The sequence below is a fragment of the Stenotrophomonas sp. NA06056 genome (assembly GCF_013364355.1).
In the GTDB taxonomy this organism is placed as follows: Bacteria; Pseudomonadota; Gammaproteobacteria; order Xanthomonadales; family Xanthomonadaceae; genus Stenotrophomonas.
This window is the reverse complement of sequence record NZ_CP054931.1, coordinates 3,720,886-3,737,137: the sequence shown is the minus strand read 5'-3', so window position 1 is coordinate 3,737,137 and position 16,252 is coordinate 3,720,886. Positions and strand designations below refer to the sequence as shown.

Sequence of the window (16,252 nt, the reverse complement as noted above, 5' to 3'; positions counted from 1 at the left end):
GCCATGAAAGTACTTGTGATGGGAGCAACCGGTTTCGTTGGCAGCTACCTGATGGAGCGCGCCATCGCCGAGGGCCACGAGGTGTTGGGTACCAGCTACAACCCGACCATCGAGCCGAAGGACTGGGCCTCGTTCCAGGATCGCGTGGTGCGATGTGACATCCGCTACCGCGAGCAGACCTCGCAGGTGATCGATGCATTCCGCCCGGATGTGGTCTACCTGCTGTCGGCGCAGAGCTATCCGGCACTGTCCTGGTCGGCTCCGGCGGAAACGCTGGACACCAACGTCGTCGGCACGGCCAACGTGTTTGAATCCATCCGTGCCGCCGGCATCGATCCGGTGGTGGTGGTCGCCTGTTCCAGCGCGCAGTATGGCGAGGTCGCCGCCGAGGACATTCCTGTCAAGGAATCGCACCCGTTGCGTCCGCTCCACCCGTACGGCATCAGCAAGGTGGCCACCGAGATGCTGGCGCTGCAGTACTGGTCCAACTGGAAGATCCGCGCAGTATGCGCGCGCATCTTCAACACGACGGGTGCACGCAAGGCCGGCGACGTGTGCGCCGATCTGACCCAGCGCATTGCCCGCATCGAGGCCGGCCAGATCGAGCCGGTGTTGAGAGTGGGCAACCAGGACACCTGGCGCGCGATCACCGATGTGCGCGACCTGGCCTCCGCACTGGAGCTGCTGGCCGCCAAGGGTGAGCCGGGTGGCATCTACAACATCAGTGGCGCGCGCACCTACCAGATCCGCGAGATCGTCGAGCAGGTGGTGGCCGCCGCACGCGTGCCCGTCGAGGTGCAGGTCGATACGGCACTGCTGCGGCCCAGCGACGAGAAGGTCATCTTCGGTGACTCCTCGCGCCTGGTGGAGCGCACCGGTTGGCAGCAGAAGGTGCCGCTGGAGCAGACCTTGAAGGACATGCTGGCCTATTGGCGCAGGACGCTGGGCGTGGCCGACGGGGACCGCGCATGATCGTCCGCTCGCGCGCACCGCTGCGGCTTGGCCTGGCGGGTGGCGGCACCGACGTGTCGCCGTTCTGCGATCAGCATGGTGGCTTCGTCATGAACGTCACCATCGACAAGTACGCCTACGCGACCATCGATGACGCGCCTGCCGGCACGGTCTCCTTCCACGCGCAGGACGCCGAAGCGAGCGAAACCCTTGCCGTTGCCGACGTGCAGGCCCATGCCGGGCCGCTGCAGCTGATGAAGGGCGTGTACCTGCACCTGACCGATCGTTACCTCGGCGGTGTGCGGCCGAGCATCCGCGTGCGCACCCATTCCGACGCACCGCCAGGGTCTGGCCTGGGCTCGTCCTCGACGATGGTGGTGGCCTTGGTCGCCGCGTTCGCCGAGTACTTCTCGCTGCCCCTTGGCGAGTATGAAGTCGCGCAGCTGGCGTATCGGATCGAGCGCAGCGATCTGGGTCTTTCCGGCGGCAAGCAGGATCAGTACGCGGCGGCCTTCGGCGGCTTCAACTTCATGGAGTTCTATGCCGAAGATCACGTCATCGTGAATCCGCTGCGCATCAAGGACTGGATCTGTGCCGAACTCGAGTCCAGCCTGGTGCTGTACTTCACCGGTGTGTCACGCGCATCGGCCAAGATCATCGATGAGCAGTCGCGCAACATCAAGGAAGGCCGCTCCGACTCGCTAGACGCGATGCACCGCCTGAAGGCCGAAGCGACGCAGATGAAGGAAGCGCTGCTGCGTGGCGATCTGGTCCGTTTCGCTGAAGTCATGCAGTCCGGCTGGCAGGCCAAGAAGCAGAGCGCATCGAGCATCAGCAATCCGATGATCGACGAGATCGAGCAGCTCGCTTTCGCCAATGGTGCGCGCGCAGCCAAGGTTTCCGGCGCCGGTGGCGGCGGCTTCATGATGTTCGTCTGTGATCCCGCCGACCGCCTGCGATTGGTGCGCGCATTGGCGCAGGCCGGCGGTACCGTCTATGACACCCACTTTACGCACCACGGAGCTACCTCATGGAAACTGGGATGAACGCCTTCATTGAAGAAGAGTTCGGCAAGGCGCAGGAGAATTTCCGCCGCATGGCTGCCGACGCCGCGCTGCAGCAGCAGATCCGCGACGCCGTGGCGTTGTGCGTAGAGGCGTTGCGCGCCGGGAAGAAGATCCTCTTCGCCGGCAACGGCGGCAGTGCCGCCGACGCGCAGCACTGGGCCGGCGAGCTGGTCAGCCGTTTCTACTACGATCGCCCGGGCCTGCCGGCGATCGCGCTGACCACCGACACTTCGATCCTGACCGCCATCGGCAACGACTACGGTTACGACTACACCTTCGCCCGCCAGATTGAAGCGCTGGGCCAGGCAGGTGACGTGTTCGTGGCGATCTCGACCTCGGGTCGTTCGAAGAACATCATGCGCGCGCTTGAAGCGTCCGAAGCCAAGGGCGTGCGGGTGATCGGCTTCACCGGCGAGCACGGTGGCGACATGAAGGATCGCTGCGAAATCTGCTTCTGCATTCCCTCCAACGAAACGCCGCGCATCCAGGAGGGCCATGAGTTCATCGGCCACCTGCTGTGCGCGCTGATCGAAAGCGAAATGTTCCCGCGCGCGGAAGCGGGCTGATCCATCGCGATGGCCCGGAGCATGATGACTCTTCTGCAGGACACTCGACCATGATCATTGCCGATGAAGCCATTGTGCTGGTGGGAGGCTTCGGTACCCGCCTGCGCTCGGAAGTGCCCGATCTGCCCAAGCCGCTGGCGCCGGTGGCGGGACGTCCGTTCCTGGCCTACGTGCTCGACAATCTCGCCGAGGGCGGCATCCGTCGCGTGATCCTGGCCACCGGATACCTGGCCGAGCGTGTCGAACAGGCCATCGGGCGCCGCTGGCAGGGCATGGACGTGGTGTATTCGCGCGAGCCCGAGCCGCTGGGGACCGGCGGTGCACTGGCATTGGCCGCCCGTCAGTTGCACGGCCATGCCGTCCACATGAGCAACGGCGATACCTATCTGCGTTACTCGCCGCGGCAGTTGCAGCAACATGCGGAGCGCGAGCAGGTGTCCCTTGCGGTCGCCCTGGCCAAGGTCGAGGACGTTGGCCGCTACGGTGCCGTCGAACTCGCGCATGGCCGTGTTGCGGCATTCAACGAAAAGGGCGGTCACGGCCCCGGCTTCATCAATGCCGGCAGCTACTTCCTCGGCCCAGCCGCGCTGTCTTCATTGCCGGACAAGCCGGTGTTCTCGTTCGAGACCGATGTGCTGCTGCCACGGGCCGCCAGTGAGGGTCTGGCTGCCTGCGTGGATACCGCTGACTTCATCGATATCGGGGTGCCTGAGGACTACCGGCGCGCGCAGCACATCTTTGCCGGCGGCAAACCATGACGATGCCGCAACCCGGGTGCGTGGTCGGTCCAGGTTGGCCGGCCGCAGGCGCACCACTGGGCCGGGTGCTGTTTCTCGATCGCGACGGCGTGATCAATATCAACCATGGCTACGTCCATACCCCGGCCGGCACCGAATGGGTGCCGGGAATTTTCGAGCTGTGCCGCGAGGCGCAGGCGCGTGGGTATGCACTGGTGGTGGTGACCAACCAGGCGGGAATTGCACGCGGCTACTACAGCGAACAGCAGTTTGCCGAGTACACCGCATGGATGCACGCGTGTTTCGCCGCTGAAGGCGTGCAGATCGCGGCAACCTGGTACTGCCCGCATCACCAGCAGGCCGGGCAGGGCGCCTACCGGGTGGAGTGCAGCTGTCGCAAGCCGGCACCGGGCATGTTGCATGCCATGGACCAGGCACATGCGGTGGACTGGCCCCGCTCGGTGCTGGTGGGCGACAAGCGCACGGATGTGCAGGCTGGCCAGGCCGCCGGCGTCGGGCAGTGCTTCCTGCTTGGTGATGACACCGGCGAGGGTGTCGTGGATGAGGGCAGTTTCCACGCGTGCATGACGCTTTCACAGGTGCAGGCGTTGTTGCCGATCTGAACAGGCAGAAAGTATTTCGGCCAAGCCCGGTGCTTTACCGACCCTGCGACGTGGGTAAGAATGCCCCGTCGCCGCAGTGGCGTTCATCAGAGATAAAGAATGAGCTTGACTCCAAGGATGCTCGCGTCCGTTCTGCTGGGCCTTGCCCTGGCAGGCTGCTGCGACGAAGAGGGCCGCCGTCGCGCGGGGGCCCAGGGAACCAGCACGATGCCCGCCGAGATGGGAGCAAGCGTGACCGACGCATCCGTGCCTGGCCTGACCCTGACCCACGCCAGCGTGGAGGGCATCACGTTGCAGGCACACGTAAGCAAGCTCAAGTGCCGGGCTGGACGCGGTGCTGCCGCTGAAGTCCAGGTGCAGTGGAGCTCGGCGCTGCCGGGGCTGACCTTCGTGCAGATCACCGCCGGCAGCCGCACCCAGGTGGCCAAGCTGTGGGCGGAAGGTGGCGCCAATGGCACCGAGACCACCGGGCCGTGGTTCGAGGATGGTGGCGAACTGACGCTGCTGGACGGGACCGATCGCGTGATTGGCGTGGTTCGCGCCAGCGCAACCGAATGCACGTCCGACAGCCCGGCCGCACCGTGATGCGGCCTTCGCCCCTGAGTGGAGCACTCTCTTGAAACTTCCTGTGTTTGGTTTTGGTGCCAGCCGCTTCGTGCTGGCCTCGCTGGTGGCCGGTTCACACCTTTGGTCGAACATGCCGCAGGGTTATGCGGCCTACGCGGTTTGGGCATTCTTCGTGCTCAGCGGCTTCCTGATGACGCTGGTGCTGACCACCAAGTATGGCTTTGATGGCCGTGGCATCAAGGCATATGCCTTCAACCGTTTCATGCGCATCTTCCCGCTGTACTGGCTGGCCGCGATCATGGGCCTGCTGACTCTCTGGTACTACAACGGCATCGGTATCGATCTGCGTCCGATCAATGGCGAGTTCCACATGCCCAAGGGCCTGCAGGACTGGGCCTACGTGATCACGCTGTTCCCGGGCATCCAGCGCGGTGGCATGCCGGTGCCGGTGGCCAACGCGTTGGCCATCGAAGTGGGCTTCTACCTGCTGCTGCCGCTGATGGCGACCTCGCGCGGAGCGGCGTGGCTGGGCGTGGTCATCGGTGCGCTGCTGAACCTGAAGATGGGTATCGTCACCGAGACCTTCGGCGACCGTTACGCCACCTTCCTGCCGTGCCTGCTGCCGTTTGCCGTCGGCTCGCTGGTCTGCCAGTACCGTACCCAGCTGGAGCGGTTCCGCATGCCGTGGACCAGCTCGATCGTCTGGATGCTGCACGGCGTGGTCTGGGTGTTCCTGCAGAGCTGGCCGTGGACGTGGGGCCTGTACGTGTCGCTGGTGCTGTCGGCGTGGATGGTGGTGTCGCTGCACGCGCAGCCCTCGGGCAAGGTGGACAAGATGCTCGGTGACCTGAGCTATCCGATCTACCTGATCCACACCACGGTTGCAGCCTGGTTCGTCTGCGCCTGCGGCTTCACCCGTCCGTTCGCGACCTTCTTCCTGCCTGCCTTCGCGGCAACCGTTGCGCTGTCCTGGCTGATCGTGATCCTGATCGACCGGCCGTTGTCGCGCCTCAAGCGCAAGCCACCGGCCCACGTGGTCCCTGCCGCCTGATCCAGGCATGCCGGTGCCGCGCCGTCGTTGGCGGGGCACCGGCATCAAAGGGCCAGGCGCTAGCGCGTCGGGGCGGTGCAGGCGGGCAGGTCGATCTGCGATTGGGCCAGAACGCCCTGCCCATCGGCGCGCACCAGTGTCAGCAGCGAATGGTTGGGAACCGCATGCTCTAGGGTCAGCGTGGTCTGGCCGGGTGCTGTGGCCGCCAACAGGGTGCGGCTTGCACCGACCGATTCGACCCACAGATGCGCGCCGAACGGTGCCAGGTCCCGCGAATCCAGTTCGATCCGCATCGCCTGCGGGGCCGTGCCCAGCGCACAGCTGCCCGCAACGGGGAGCGCGGCCAGAACGGCTGGCGCCGCCGCTTCGCGAATGCGCGGGTCGAACTGTTGCTCCTGCGGTTGGCCAGGGCCGAAGCCGGGAATGTTGGCCAGCGAGGGATACAGCCGGTAGCGCATCTGGAAGGCGGGTGAGAACACGTTCAACTGCTTGTCCCGCAGCAATCCGATCAGCTTGGCCCGTCGCTCGGCCGGGTAGGCGCATACGGTCATGATGTCCGGGCACGGGCCCGGCTCATGCAAGGGGTCGGCGGCCAGTTTCTGCATTGAGAGCGCGGCGTTCTGCCAATAGGAAGACAGGTAGTAGGGCAGGCCCCAGTTGGCCTGGGTCACTGCCCACTGCAGCCAGATCAGCAGGGCCATGACCATCACGACACTGGTGCGCTCGATCCACAGGCGCAGGGCGGACGCTGTCAGGTCGATCTGGCACAGGCGCTGCTGGAACAGCACCGCCAATGCCACCAGACTCATCTGGTAGGACATCACGTAGCGCGGCTGGTGCAGGTAGTTCCAGTCATAGGCGGGTACGCGGCTGATGATGATGCCGGCGGTAAGGCCATAGGCCACCAGCATCAGGAACGTCGCCAGCGCCAGCGTGCGCGTGTAGCGGCCCGCGCGCCACGCCAGCAGGACGCTGACCCAGAAATACAGGTGCAGGCCCGCTACCAGGGCGGCACACAGGGCGATCATCGAGGTCGTCGATGCCGGGAACCAGCGGGCGAGGTGCTCGACGTGGATGAGGCTGTCGGAGAAGGGGATGAGCAGGCCGCGCAAGGCTTCGCCGGTCAGCAGTGTATCGACCAGTGAACCTTTGGGCTCGATCAGCACCGATGTCGCGCCTGCACGATGGGCTGCCCAGGCCAGGAACAGCCGCGCCGCCACCAGGCCCAGCACCGCTGCACCTGCGGTCCGCGCCTTCTGCCGGGTGCTGGAGCCCAGCATCGGAATCCAGGCCAGCACGGCGGCGATCACCACCACCACGGCGATCTCGTCGATGCACGCGCCAAGCAGGGCCGTGGCCAGCAGGACCCAGCCTGGCCGTTGCCGTTCCAGCTGGGTCATCGTCAGCGAGAAGTACAGTGTGCCCAGAAGCAGCGGTATGAACCCCAGCGTGGCCAGCGGCCACGTGAAAATGTTGGAGCTGTTCAGCGAAAGCCCGAGTGCGAACACCAGGCCGATGGACAGCCACGACAGGGCATTGCGCAGGCCATCGGTGGCCGGCTGCCGGCGCATCTCGTGCGCGATGGCACAGCACCAGAGGATGCCGATGGCAGTGCCGATCAGTCCTTCGATGCCGAAGTCCATGCCGAAGTAGCGGGTGTGGAACAACAGCACCAGCTTCTGCAATGGCTGTGCATGGTCGCCTGCACCCCGCTGCACGAACAGATCCAGGAAGGTCAGCGTGCCGTCGAAATAGCGCGTCAGGAAGCTTTCCAGGAAGTACCAGGCATCGGACTGGACCAGCGGTGTGGCCGCCGCGTCGCTGTACAGCAGGGCGTTGCCACAGGCTGCGGCGACCAGCATCAGCCCCAGCATGCGTACCACGAAGGCGACCGATGCCTGCACCGGCGGCGCGCGCCACGCCGGGATCGCGCCGCTGGCAGAGGGGTGCAGCTGGGTCATGCGATCTGCTCCAGAGCCTTGTCGGCGGCCTCCAGGATCAGGTCCATCTGGGATTCCACACCGATCCACAGCGGCATGCGCACCAGGCGCTCGCTGAGGCTGTCGGTGATCTGCATGGTCGAACCGGTGCGGCCGTTGCTGATGCCAGCGGGCGAAGAGTGGAGCGGGATGTAGTGGAAGACGGCCTGCACGCCCTGCTCGCGCAGCAGCTGGATGAATGCAGTGCGTGCCTCCAGCGACGGCAGCAGCATGTAGTACATGTGCGCGTTGTGGGTGGTGTGCGCCGGAATGGTTGGCCGCACCAGACGACCTGCCGCCTCATGTGGCGCTGCCCAGGCATGGTAGCGGTCCCAGATGGCCAGGCGGCGCGCGGTGATGTCTTCGGCGGCGTCCATCTGGGCAGCAAGGAACGCTGCGGTGATCTCGCCGGGCAGGAACGAGGAACCTACGTCCACCCAGGTGTATTTGTCGACCTGCCCGCGGAAGAAGCGGCTGCGGTTGGTGCCCTTCTCACGAATGATCTCGGCACGTTCGGCGTGGGTGTGGTCGCGGCACAGCAGCGCGCCACCTTCACCGGAGATGATGTTCTTGGTTTCGTGGAAACTCAGTGCGCCGAGGTCGCCGATGGTGCCCAGCGGCCGTCCCTTGTAGGTGGACATGATCCCCTGCGCGGCATCCTCGACCACGGCCAGACCATGGCGTGCGGCGATGGCCAGGATCTCGTCCATTTCGCAGGCTACACCGGCGTAATGCACCACGCAGATGGCCTTGGTGCGCGGAGTGATCGCGGCCTCGATCAGCGTCTCATCGATGTTCAGCGTGTCGGCGCGGATGTCCACGAACACGGGTACCGCCCCACGCAGCACGAAGGCATTGGAGGTCGAGACAAACGTGTAGGACGGCATGATCACTTCGTCGCCGTCCTCCAGGTCCAGCAGCAGCGCTGCCATTTCCAGTGCGGCCGTGCAGGAGTGGGTCAGCAGCGATGCGTTGGCGCCGGTGCGCTGGTTCAGCCACGCGTGGCACTGTTTGGTGAACGGACCATCGCCACTGAGATGCCCATTGGCGTGCGCATGGGTGATGTTGACCAGCTCCTGGCCAGTCATGAAGGGCTTGTTGAACGGAATCACTGCTGCTCCTGATCGTGGCAGGCGTTGGCCTAGCGCACGCATTCCATGATGTAGTGTGTATAGGGTACGAAAAGCATATCGCTTCTCACCTGGCCCTTGACCGAGCCGAATTCGGCTTCGGCCAGGGACTGGTAAGCGGCCGGAGTGCGGATGCTCTGGCCACGGTCGCGCGCGATCAGGCCATGGGCGATGGCCGATTGGCCATCCACATAGGCACCATCGAGTGAGATGAAACGGCCGCCGGGCTTGAGGGCGGCATGCGCGGTCCGCATCAGCGCACGTGCACGGGAATCGTCGAGGTGATGCAGGATGCCGATGGCCAGCACCAGATCGGCCTTCTGCTGCTGCTCCTGGCCCACTTCATAGTCGGCCACGTCCATGCACTCGAAGCGAGCCCTGTCACCAAACCGCTTCCGTGCGGCATCGATATAGGCTTGGGACAGATCGAATCCGACGTAGCGCAGGCCAGGTGGCATCTGGCTGAAGAGCTCGCCGGTGCCGCAACCGATGTCCAGGATGTGGTCGCCTTGGCGGGGACGGATGTGGTCCCGGATCAGTCGCGTACGGGAACGACGCGCCCCCAGCAGGTTCTGCAGCAGGTCGTAGACCGCCGGGTGTGATAGCACTGCGTGCAACCCATCGGTCTTCTGCGACATGGTTCAGGCTCCGGAACGAGACAGTACGATGACGCCCAGGATGATCAAGGCGGTGCCGGCGATCTTATGCGAGTCGAAGGACTCGCGAAAGAGCCATACCGCAAGGGTTGCCACCAGCGGGAAACTCAATGCGGTGAAGGGATAGGCCTTGCTCAGCGGCATCCGTCCAATGGCCGCCATCCAGCACAAAGAAGCGCCGAAGGCCGCCGCGAAGGCGCTGATCACCCAGGGATTGAGCAGCAGGGTGAGGATCGCGCGCAGGTTCATGCCGTCGATGGTCGACCCGGGATTGAGGCTGACCTGCCACTTCAGCATGAGCTGGCCGTAGACGGTCAGCAGGATGGTCAGGGCAATGAAAACGTAGCTCATCGGGTCAGGTCGCTGGTAGGGTGATCTTGCGGGTAAGGACATCGAGAAGGTCCGTGCCGTCCCAGACCGGGTGGAAGTCCAGGGCGCGGCCGAACGGCACGACGCGATCAATGGCGCGATTGGCGAGATGGCACAGAAAGTCGCGCAGCGCCGATGTGCTGAAACCATGCTGGACCAGCGTCTGGTCGCGGTCGTCAAGCTGTGGCGCCAATGCATCGAGTGCAGGCAGGTCGATCTCAACCACCAGGCCGTGACCGGACTGGATTTCGCGGATCCCGCCATCGGCACGCGCGGCTTCCAGACGCAGCGGATACAGGCCGATGGCATCGGCTGAATGCACGCCATGACCAGTTGCAGCCAGCAGGTTGGCATCCGTTACCCGCGCCATCAGTGCTGCGGGCTCGTCCTCCAGCGCTGCGGCCTGGGCGCGCACTGTCGGCCAGAAGCGAGACTTGGCTGCGGCAATCCCGGCATCATCACCCACCCAGTAAAGGGTGCGAGGTGAGGAGCAGGCCTGCTGGCCGAACCAGAGCACGTCGTTGCAGAAGCGCCGCGCCAGTTCCTGCAGATCGGCTTCGCTGCATTCAACCAGAGCGGCGGCGCGCATCACCGCCACGCCGAAACGATCGGGGAAGGCGAGTTCGACAGCCAGCGGGGCGATGGGCAGCGAGCGGATCTTGGCGACCGTGGCGTCACCGCCCCAGATGATGCGCGCATGGCAATGGCGGGAAATCGCCGTGGTGATCGCATCGTCGTGCGGATATGTCAGCAGTACCGCGCGTTCCAGCACCTGTGGGTGCAGGCCTTCGCGCTGCATGTCATGCAGGATCGACACCAGCGCATCGCGCTGGGTGCTCTGCTTCTGCGACAGGCGTGCCACGTTGGTGTTGCCCGACAGCACCGACATCAGCCAGGCATAGGCGAACAGCACGTCGACATTGGCTGGCGCGAGGTGGAAGACCAGACCGCGGGCGAGGTCCAGTTCGGATGCGCGCGTGCCGATGCGCTGTGACAGCTGGTTGACCGCCGCACCCCGGAACCAGTGGCCAAGCGTGGCCAGTTCCGGATGCTGGCGCAGCTGCGGCAGGTTGAACACCCGTCGCGAAAAATCAGCCACGAACTCGCGAAGCTGAGCACTGAAAGGCAACAGCGGAGGCAATGCCGAAAGGCGCGCCAGCTCAGCGTCCAGCGTGGCATCGGGATGGATCGAGAAGAGCAGTCTGGTCATGCGTTGGGTACCGTGCGGGTATCGCTGCAGCCGCGGATTTCCACGTTCTTGATGCGGCCGAGCACGGCGAAGTGCTTGCCGGGGCGGCCGCAGCGGCAATCGTCCTCGCCATGGATCACGCCAAGATCTTCGGTCAGCAGGCTGTGGCCGGGATAACTTTCCGGCAGCAGGCTCAGTACCTGGATCGCGCCTGTCGTGCCATGCGCCACCGGGTTCAGGTCCTGCAGGTCACGCACGATCACATCGGCATAAGCGGGCGCATGCAGGTGGCCGTGTTCGCATTCGAAGAAGATCGAGCCGACCTGTTCGACCATCCCGTAGTAGTTGTGCACGCGCTCGATGCCGAAGGTCTCCGACAGCGCTGCCTTGTAGGCCACGTTGTCGACCTTCTGCTCGTCCATCTTCTTCCAGCCGCCGCCGTGCACCAGCATGCTGCCGGCCGGGAAGCGGATCTGCTTGCCGTCGCGGCGTGCGGCCTGCACGAACGATTGCCAGACGATGAAGGTGAAGCCGAACAGCAGGACCGGCTCGTCAGGATTTGCCTGCAGCCAGTGTTCCAGTGCGGCCCAGTCCGGCTGCAGGTCTTCATCGAGCAGGTAGAGGTGGTCGCGGCCGAAATTGGAGAAGCCCAGGATGCCGGCTGCACGGGCGTTGAAGCGGCTGCGATCACGCAGGAAGCTTGAATCGTCGACCACCAGCATGCGCAGGCGCTTGGACCCGGCAAAATGGGAAAAGATGCGGGTCAATGCCCGCGCTTGTGCGCGTGCGGTATCAGCGTCGAGAAAGATGCGCGACACCGCGGCGCCGGTCGTGCCACTGGACACCAGCGTGCGCGAGACCTGGTCATCGGCAACGCTCTTGAGGTCCATGAGCTTGAACATGCGCACCGGCAGCCACGGCACCTGCTCAAGGCTGGCAGCGTCTTCAGCCGGCCACAGGCCATCAAGGATGCGGGCGTAGGGCGCACAGTGCGCGCGATGGTGGGCGGTCAGGCGGTTCAGCCCCTCCAGCAACCACGTGCGCTTATGGGTACGGTCCATGCCGAAGACGTCGACATCCAGTGCGGCCGCTGCGTTGGCGGCCGATGGGGCAGGCAGGGTCACCTTGCAGCTCCTTGTCCGGCCATCTGCCGGAGACTCTGGTAATCCACCTTGCCGCTGGCCATCAGGGGCAGCGCCTCCAGGTGGAGGGTACGGACGTGACCACCGAACAGCTTGTAGCGTTCCTGCACGAGCTGACGCACCTGCGCCTGGTCGGCCACCTGTGCGCCGTGGCTGAAGGCTACCAGGTCATCGTCAGCGCCCGAGCACGCGATCTGCTGGCCCAATGCCGAAGACAGCATGGCTTCGACTTCATCAAGGTTGACCCGGTTGCCGGAAATTTTCAGGAAGCGCTTGGCGCGACCGGTGATGTAGTGGAACCCGTCCTCGTCGACGCGGGCCAGGTCGCCGGTGCGCAGCACGCCGTGCAGTTCGTCGCCTTTGGCCAGGTCATTGCGTGCGGTGGCGTAGCCCATCATCACGTTGGGGCCGGAGTAGACCAGCTCGCCAGTGGCAGCATCAACCTGCATGTGACCACCGGGCACCGGCACGCCGATGCTGCCGACTTTGTCGACGATGCGTGCAGCCGGAACGTAGCTGATCCGCGGCGATGCTTCGGTCTGCCCGTACATGACGAAGAACGCCAGGCCATGTTCCAGGCTGGATTCGGCGAAGTAGGCCACCAGTTCGTCGCGCAGGCGGCCGCCGGCCTGGGTCAGCATGCGCAGGCTGGGCAGCTGCATGCGCGCCAATCCCATCCGGCGCAGGATCTCGAAGGTGGCCGGAACACCGGACAGCGAGGAGATGGCGTGGCGGCGCGCGCTGTCCCAGAAGCCGCGCGTCATCAGGCTGTCCTCGCTCAGCACCACCGAACCGCCTGCGGCCAGGTGGCTGTTGAGGATGGACATGCCGAACGAGTAGGCCAGCGGCAGGGTCGTGATCGCGCGGTCGTCGGCCTGCAGGCCCAGGTACTGGACGATGGCGCTGGCATTGGCATCCAGGCCCTGCGCCGACAGGCGCACCAGCTTGGACGAACCGGTGCTGCCGGATGTACTCAGCAGCAGGGCAAGGTCGGGGTGCGGCGCGTCCACGCCGGGCGCCGTGCGGCGCACGTGCAGTGCCAGCGCCTGGCCCTGCTGTACGGTCTGGTAACCTTCGGCGGCCGGGCCTGGGCTTGCGATCCAGTCGGGCTGGTAGTGCGCAACCAGCTCGGCCAGCAGCTGCGGGTCGGTATCCGGCTGCAGCAGCAACGGCACCTGCCGGCCACTGCGCAGTGCGCCCAGATACAGCGCCACGGCCTCGGTATGACTGGGCATGCACAGCAGGCCCATGCCGCGACCGTCGGGCAGTCGCGCCGCCTGTTGGTCCGCCAGCTTGGCGAGGGTGGCATAGTCCAGCAGCTGATCGCCCTCGATCAGGGCGACGCGGTTGCCGTGTTGTTCCAGGTTCCAGAACGGCATTCAGACCACCATTTGTCCGTCGATGCCGATCACCTGTCCGGTGACGTAGGTGGAAGCATCGCTGAGCAGGAAGGCCACCAGTGCGGCGACCTCCTCCGGAGTGCCGGCACGGCCCATCGCGATCGAAGCCACACGCTTGGCGTGCGCAGCCTCGGGCATGCTGCGGGTCATGTCGGTATCGATGAAGCCCGGCGACACCGCGTTCACGCGGATGCCGCGTGCGGCCAATTCCTTGGATGCCGAACGGGTGGCTCCGACCAGCGCAGCCTTGCTGGCCGCGTACAGGCTGAGGCCAGCCGCGCCATTGACGCCCATGATCGAGACCAGGTTGACGATGCTGCCCTTGCCGGTACGTGCCATCAGCCGTGCGGCGTACTGCATTGCCATCAGCGGCGCTTTGACGTTGACCGCCAGCACCTGGTCGATGTCCTCGGCACGGATCATGCCGAGCAGCCCTTCGTGCAGGACACCGGCGTTGTTGACCAGTCCGTCCAGCCGCCCGAAGCGGGCAAACACCTGCTTGAACAGCCCGGCGATGGCATCGGCATCGGTCAGGTCCAGAGCGGCGCACATCGCTGCTGGCGCACCCAACGCCTGGATCTGCGTGTCCAGTTCAGCCAGTGCCTGTTCGTCGCGGGCCACCAGCACCAGCTGCGCATGCTGCGCGGCCAGGTGCAGGGCAATGGCCCGGCCGATGCCGCGCGATGCGCCGGTGACCAGGATGACAGGCAGCACGTCAGCCACGGTCAAACGGCCGCGCCGTGCTTGCGCAGGATCTCGCGCGCCTTGCCGACCGAGCTCATGTCGATCACTTCATCCATGTCGATCATCACGCCGAACGCTTCTTCCAGCGCGCCCACCACGGACATGTGTGCGATCGAATCCCACTGCGGGATGGTGTTGTAGCGCAGGTCATCATTCACGCTATCGGCCGGAATGCCCAGCACGCGGGCGAAAACGGCAACGACCTGATCTTCGGTGACGGCATCATTCATAGAAATTTCCTGAACCCAAACAGGGTGCTGTTGAAATGGAAGCCGAGGCGGGCATACAGGTTCAGAATGCCCGTGTTGGCGGCAGAAACGAGGGTCGTGCACTGCGGGAGGCCGCGCGCGGCAAGTGATTCCAGTGCGGTGATCCACAGCGGCAGGGCCAGCATCGCATAGGGGCTGCTGGCGCCGGTCAGCAGCAGCTCGCAGTTGCTGTGGTCGGCGGCCACGCGTTCGGCATGGAAGCCGATGGTGCGCCCGCGTGATTCCGCCACCTGCACCAGCCCGGCATTGACCAGGTCTTCAATCCAGTTGGCAGTGCGCAGGGCGGCGCGCTGCGGGTCGATGGCCGGGTCTTCGAGGAATCGGCCGTGGGCGAAATCGGTGGCGGCGATATGGCGCAGCGCGGCGATGTCGTCGGCGGTTGCAGCGCGCAGCGTCGGCAGCATGCCGCGCGGAACGGGAGGCAGGTTGGCAAAACCGCTGCGCGAGACGGTCAGCGATGTTTCAACGAATGCGTAGCCGTGCTGGAGCAGGGCGGCCTTCGCCGCTGCCTGGGTGGCATCGATGCGCCCGAACAGATAGTGCACCGATTGCGTCGCGCACCATTGTTCCAGCTCCGCCAGCAGTGCAGTGGCCTGTTCGGGGTGGTCGATCTGCAGCTGCGTCACTTCGGCGGTGACAAAACCCAGAGCGCGCTCGTCCCAAGGGGTCAGGCGCGCGGCGAGACGGCCATGGACGTTGTCGATGAGCAGGTTCATCGTGCCTCCCGCTCGTCGTTCACGGCATCGGCGACGATGTAATAGGGGCGCTTCTGAACGTTGCGGAATACCTGGCCGACATACAAGCCGACCACCCCCAGGCAGAACATGACCAGGCCGCCGATCAGCCACACCGAGCCGATGATGGAGGTGTAGCCGGCGACTTCGATGTCGCCGTCCCACCAGCGCAGCAGGCTCATGGCCACCAGCACGAAGGCGACCAGCGAACACACGATGCCGGTGCCGGCGACCATGCGCAGCGGCTTCTCCGAATAGCCCAGCGCGATGTTCATGGACAGCTTGAGCAGCTTGCGCAGGGTGTAGGAGGTTTCCCCGACCGCGCGCGCCTGGTGCTGGACCGGCAGCTTGCCGGTGCGGAAGCCGGCCCACTTGACCATCAACGGGAACGAGCGGTCACGCTCGGGCATCTGGCATACCGCCTGGATGACCTTGCGGTGGTAGATACCGAAATTGGCGGTGCTTGGGTCCTGCGGAACGCCGGTGAGCCAGCCCAGTACGCTGAAGAAGGCCCAGGACGAAAGGCGCTTCAGTGGCTTGTCCTGGCGCTCGAGGCGTTGCGCGAACACCACATCGAGCTGTTCAGCGTTGGCCTTGCGGTACAGCGCCGGAATCTCGCTGGGCACATCCTGCAGGTCGCAGTCCATCACCACGGTCCAGCGGCCGGTGGCATGCTCGATACCGGCGGAGATGGCCGAATGTTGGCCGAAGTTGCGCGACAGGCGAAGCCCGCGCAGCCAGGGGCGGGTAGCGGCCAGCTCGGCGATCCGGGTCCAGGCGCCGTCGGGACTGGCATCGTCCACCAGGATCATCTCGAAGCTCACGCCCATCGTTGCGATCGCCGCCTGCACCTGGTCCACCAGGTCTTCCAGACAGCCCTGGCAGCCATAGACCGGTGCCACCACCGAGATTTCCGGGCAGAGTTCCCCGCCGAACGGTGAGGAGGACATCGCGTCTGTCATGGCGTCGTGGAATCCTTGCGTGCTCTGCCCAGGCACATGAATGGCACCGCATCGCCTTGCTGCGGAGGCATGAGGACACGCGTGCCCTGACATGCCGCCCACGCGACGATCAGTGC

The 16,252-nt window shown here is 65.2% G+C and carries 18 protein-coding genes; 7 read left to right on the top strand and 11 right to left on the bottom strand.

From position 1 onward, the window contains the following. The first annotated feature begins 3 nt into the window (after nucleotides 1-3). From HUT07_RS16885 to HUT07_RS16855, 7 genes are all read left to right on the top strand, one after another. Nucleotides 4-972, top strand: coding sequence for a GDP-mannose 4,6-dehydratase (locus HUT07_RS16885; RefSeq protein WP_176021877.1), 969 nt, complete (start codon nucleotides 4-6; stop codon nucleotides 970-972). Beyond that, on the top strand, nucleotides 969-1,997 hold the full coding sequence (locus HUT07_RS16880) for a dehydrogenase (RefSeq protein WP_176021876.1): 1,029 nt from the start codon (nucleotides 969-971) through the stop codon (nucleotides 1,995-1,997). Before HUT07_RS16885 ends, HUT07_RS16880 begins: the two co-directional genes overlap by 4 nt. After that, on the top strand, nucleotides 1,994-2,584 hold the full coding sequence (locus HUT07_RS16875) for a D-sedoheptulose 7-phosphate isomerase (RefSeq protein WP_176021875.1): 591 nt from the start codon (nucleotides 1,994-1,996) through the stop codon (nucleotides 2,582-2,584). The genes HUT07_RS16880 and HUT07_RS16875 overlap by 4 nt, the downstream gene beginning before the upstream one ends. A 50-nt stretch (nucleotides 2,585-2,634) precedes the next feature. After that, on the top strand, nucleotides 2,635-3,342 hold the full coding sequence (locus HUT07_RS16870; protein WP_176021874.1) for a nucleotidyltransferase family protein: 708 nt from the start codon (nucleotides 2,635-2,637) through the stop codon (nucleotides 3,340-3,342). Then, a complete protein-coding gene (locus HUT07_RS16865; RefSeq protein WP_176021873.1) occupies nucleotides 3,339-3,944 on the top strand; it encodes an HAD family hydrolase in 606 nt (201 codons plus the stop codon). Before HUT07_RS16870 ends, HUT07_RS16865 begins: the two co-directional genes overlap by 4 nt. A 231-nt stretch (nucleotides 3,945-4,175) precedes the next feature. Next, nucleotides 4,176-4,529 carry a hypothetical protein gene (locus tag HUT07_RS16860; RefSeq protein ID WP_176021872.1) on the top strand — a complete coding sequence of 118 codons (354 nt, stop codon included), beginning with the start codon at nucleotides 4,176-4,178 and terminating at the stop codon, nucleotides 4,527-4,529. A gap of 31 nt (nucleotides 4,530-4,560) precedes the next feature. Beyond that, a complete protein-coding gene (locus HUT07_RS16855; RefSeq protein ID WP_176021871.1) occupies nucleotides 4,561-5,562 on the top strand; it encodes an acyltransferase in 1,002 nt (333 codons plus the stop codon). 59 nt (nucleotides 5,563-5,621) lie between these two features. Here HUT07_RS16855 and HUT07_RS16850 read toward each other — a convergent pair whose 3' ends face one another. The 11 genes from HUT07_RS16850 to HUT07_RS16800 are packed head-to-tail and all read right to left on the bottom strand — an operon-like array spanning nucleotide 5,622 to nucleotide 16,124. Next, entirely contained in the window at nucleotides 5,622-7,523 is a 1,902-nt protein-coding gene (locus tag HUT07_RS16850; protein WP_176021870.1) for a hypothetical protein, read from the bottom strand. Continuing rightward, nucleotides 7,520-8,653: a dTDP-4-amino-4,6-dideoxygalactose transaminase gene (rffA, locus tag HUT07_RS16845; protein WP_217706642.1), complete on the bottom strand. Its 1,134-nt coding sequence runs from the start codon at nucleotides 8,651-8,653 to the stop codon at nucleotides 7,520-7,522. The genes HUT07_RS16850 and rffA overlap by 4 nt, the downstream gene beginning before the upstream one ends. A 29-nt stretch (nucleotides 8,654-8,682) precedes the next feature. Then, on the bottom strand, nucleotides 8,683-9,309 hold the full coding sequence (locus HUT07_RS16840; RefSeq protein ID WP_176021868.1) for a class I SAM-dependent methyltransferase: 627 nt from the start codon (nucleotides 9,307-9,309) through the stop codon (nucleotides 8,683-8,685). Nucleotides 9,310-9,312: 3 nt separating this feature from the next. Then, complete coding sequence (locus HUT07_RS16835; RefSeq protein ID WP_176021867.1) at nucleotides 9,313-9,678, bottom strand: EamA family transporter; 366 nt, start codon at nucleotides 9,676-9,678, stop codon at nucleotides 9,313-9,315. A gap of 4 nt (nucleotides 9,679-9,682) precedes the next feature. Then, nucleotides 9,683-10,906, bottom strand: coding sequence for an acyl-CoA reductase (locus HUT07_RS16830; RefSeq protein ID WP_176021866.1), 1,224 nt, complete (start codon nucleotides 10,904-10,906; stop codon nucleotides 9,683-9,685). Next, a complete protein-coding gene (locus tag HUT07_RS16825; protein WP_176021865.1) occupies nucleotides 10,903-12,009 on the bottom strand; it encodes an acyl-protein synthetase in 1,107 nt (368 codons plus the stop codon). The genes HUT07_RS16830 and HUT07_RS16825 overlap by 4 nt, the downstream gene beginning before the upstream one ends. Continuing rightward, on the bottom strand, nucleotides 12,006-13,406 hold the full coding sequence (locus tag HUT07_RS16820; protein ID WP_176021864.1) for an AMP-binding protein: 1,401 nt from the start codon (nucleotides 13,404-13,406) through the stop codon (nucleotides 12,006-12,008). Before HUT07_RS16820 ends, HUT07_RS16825 begins: the two co-directional genes overlap by 4 nt. Further along, complete coding sequence (locus HUT07_RS16815) at nucleotides 13,407-14,141, bottom strand: SDR family NAD(P)-dependent oxidoreductase (protein ID WP_254898886.1); 735 nt, start codon at nucleotides 14,139-14,141, stop codon at nucleotides 13,407-13,409. Nucleotides 14,142-14,152: 11 nt separating this feature from the next. Further along, entirely contained in the window at nucleotides 14,153-14,401 is a 249-nt protein-coding gene (locus HUT07_RS16810; RefSeq protein WP_176021863.1) for an acyl carrier protein, read from the bottom strand. Further along, complete coding sequence (locus HUT07_RS16805; protein WP_176021862.1) at nucleotides 14,398-15,156, bottom strand: hypothetical protein; 759 nt, start codon at nucleotides 15,154-15,156, stop codon at nucleotides 14,398-14,400. Before HUT07_RS16805 ends, HUT07_RS16810 begins: the two co-directional genes overlap by 4 nt. Beyond that, nucleotides 15,153-16,124, bottom strand: coding sequence for a glycosyltransferase family 2 protein (locus HUT07_RS16800; RefSeq protein WP_254898885.1), 972 nt, complete (start codon nucleotides 16,122-16,124; stop codon nucleotides 15,153-15,155). Before HUT07_RS16800 ends, HUT07_RS16805 begins: the two co-directional genes overlap by 4 nt. Between the last annotated feature and the right edge of the window lie 128 nt (nucleotides 16,125-16,252).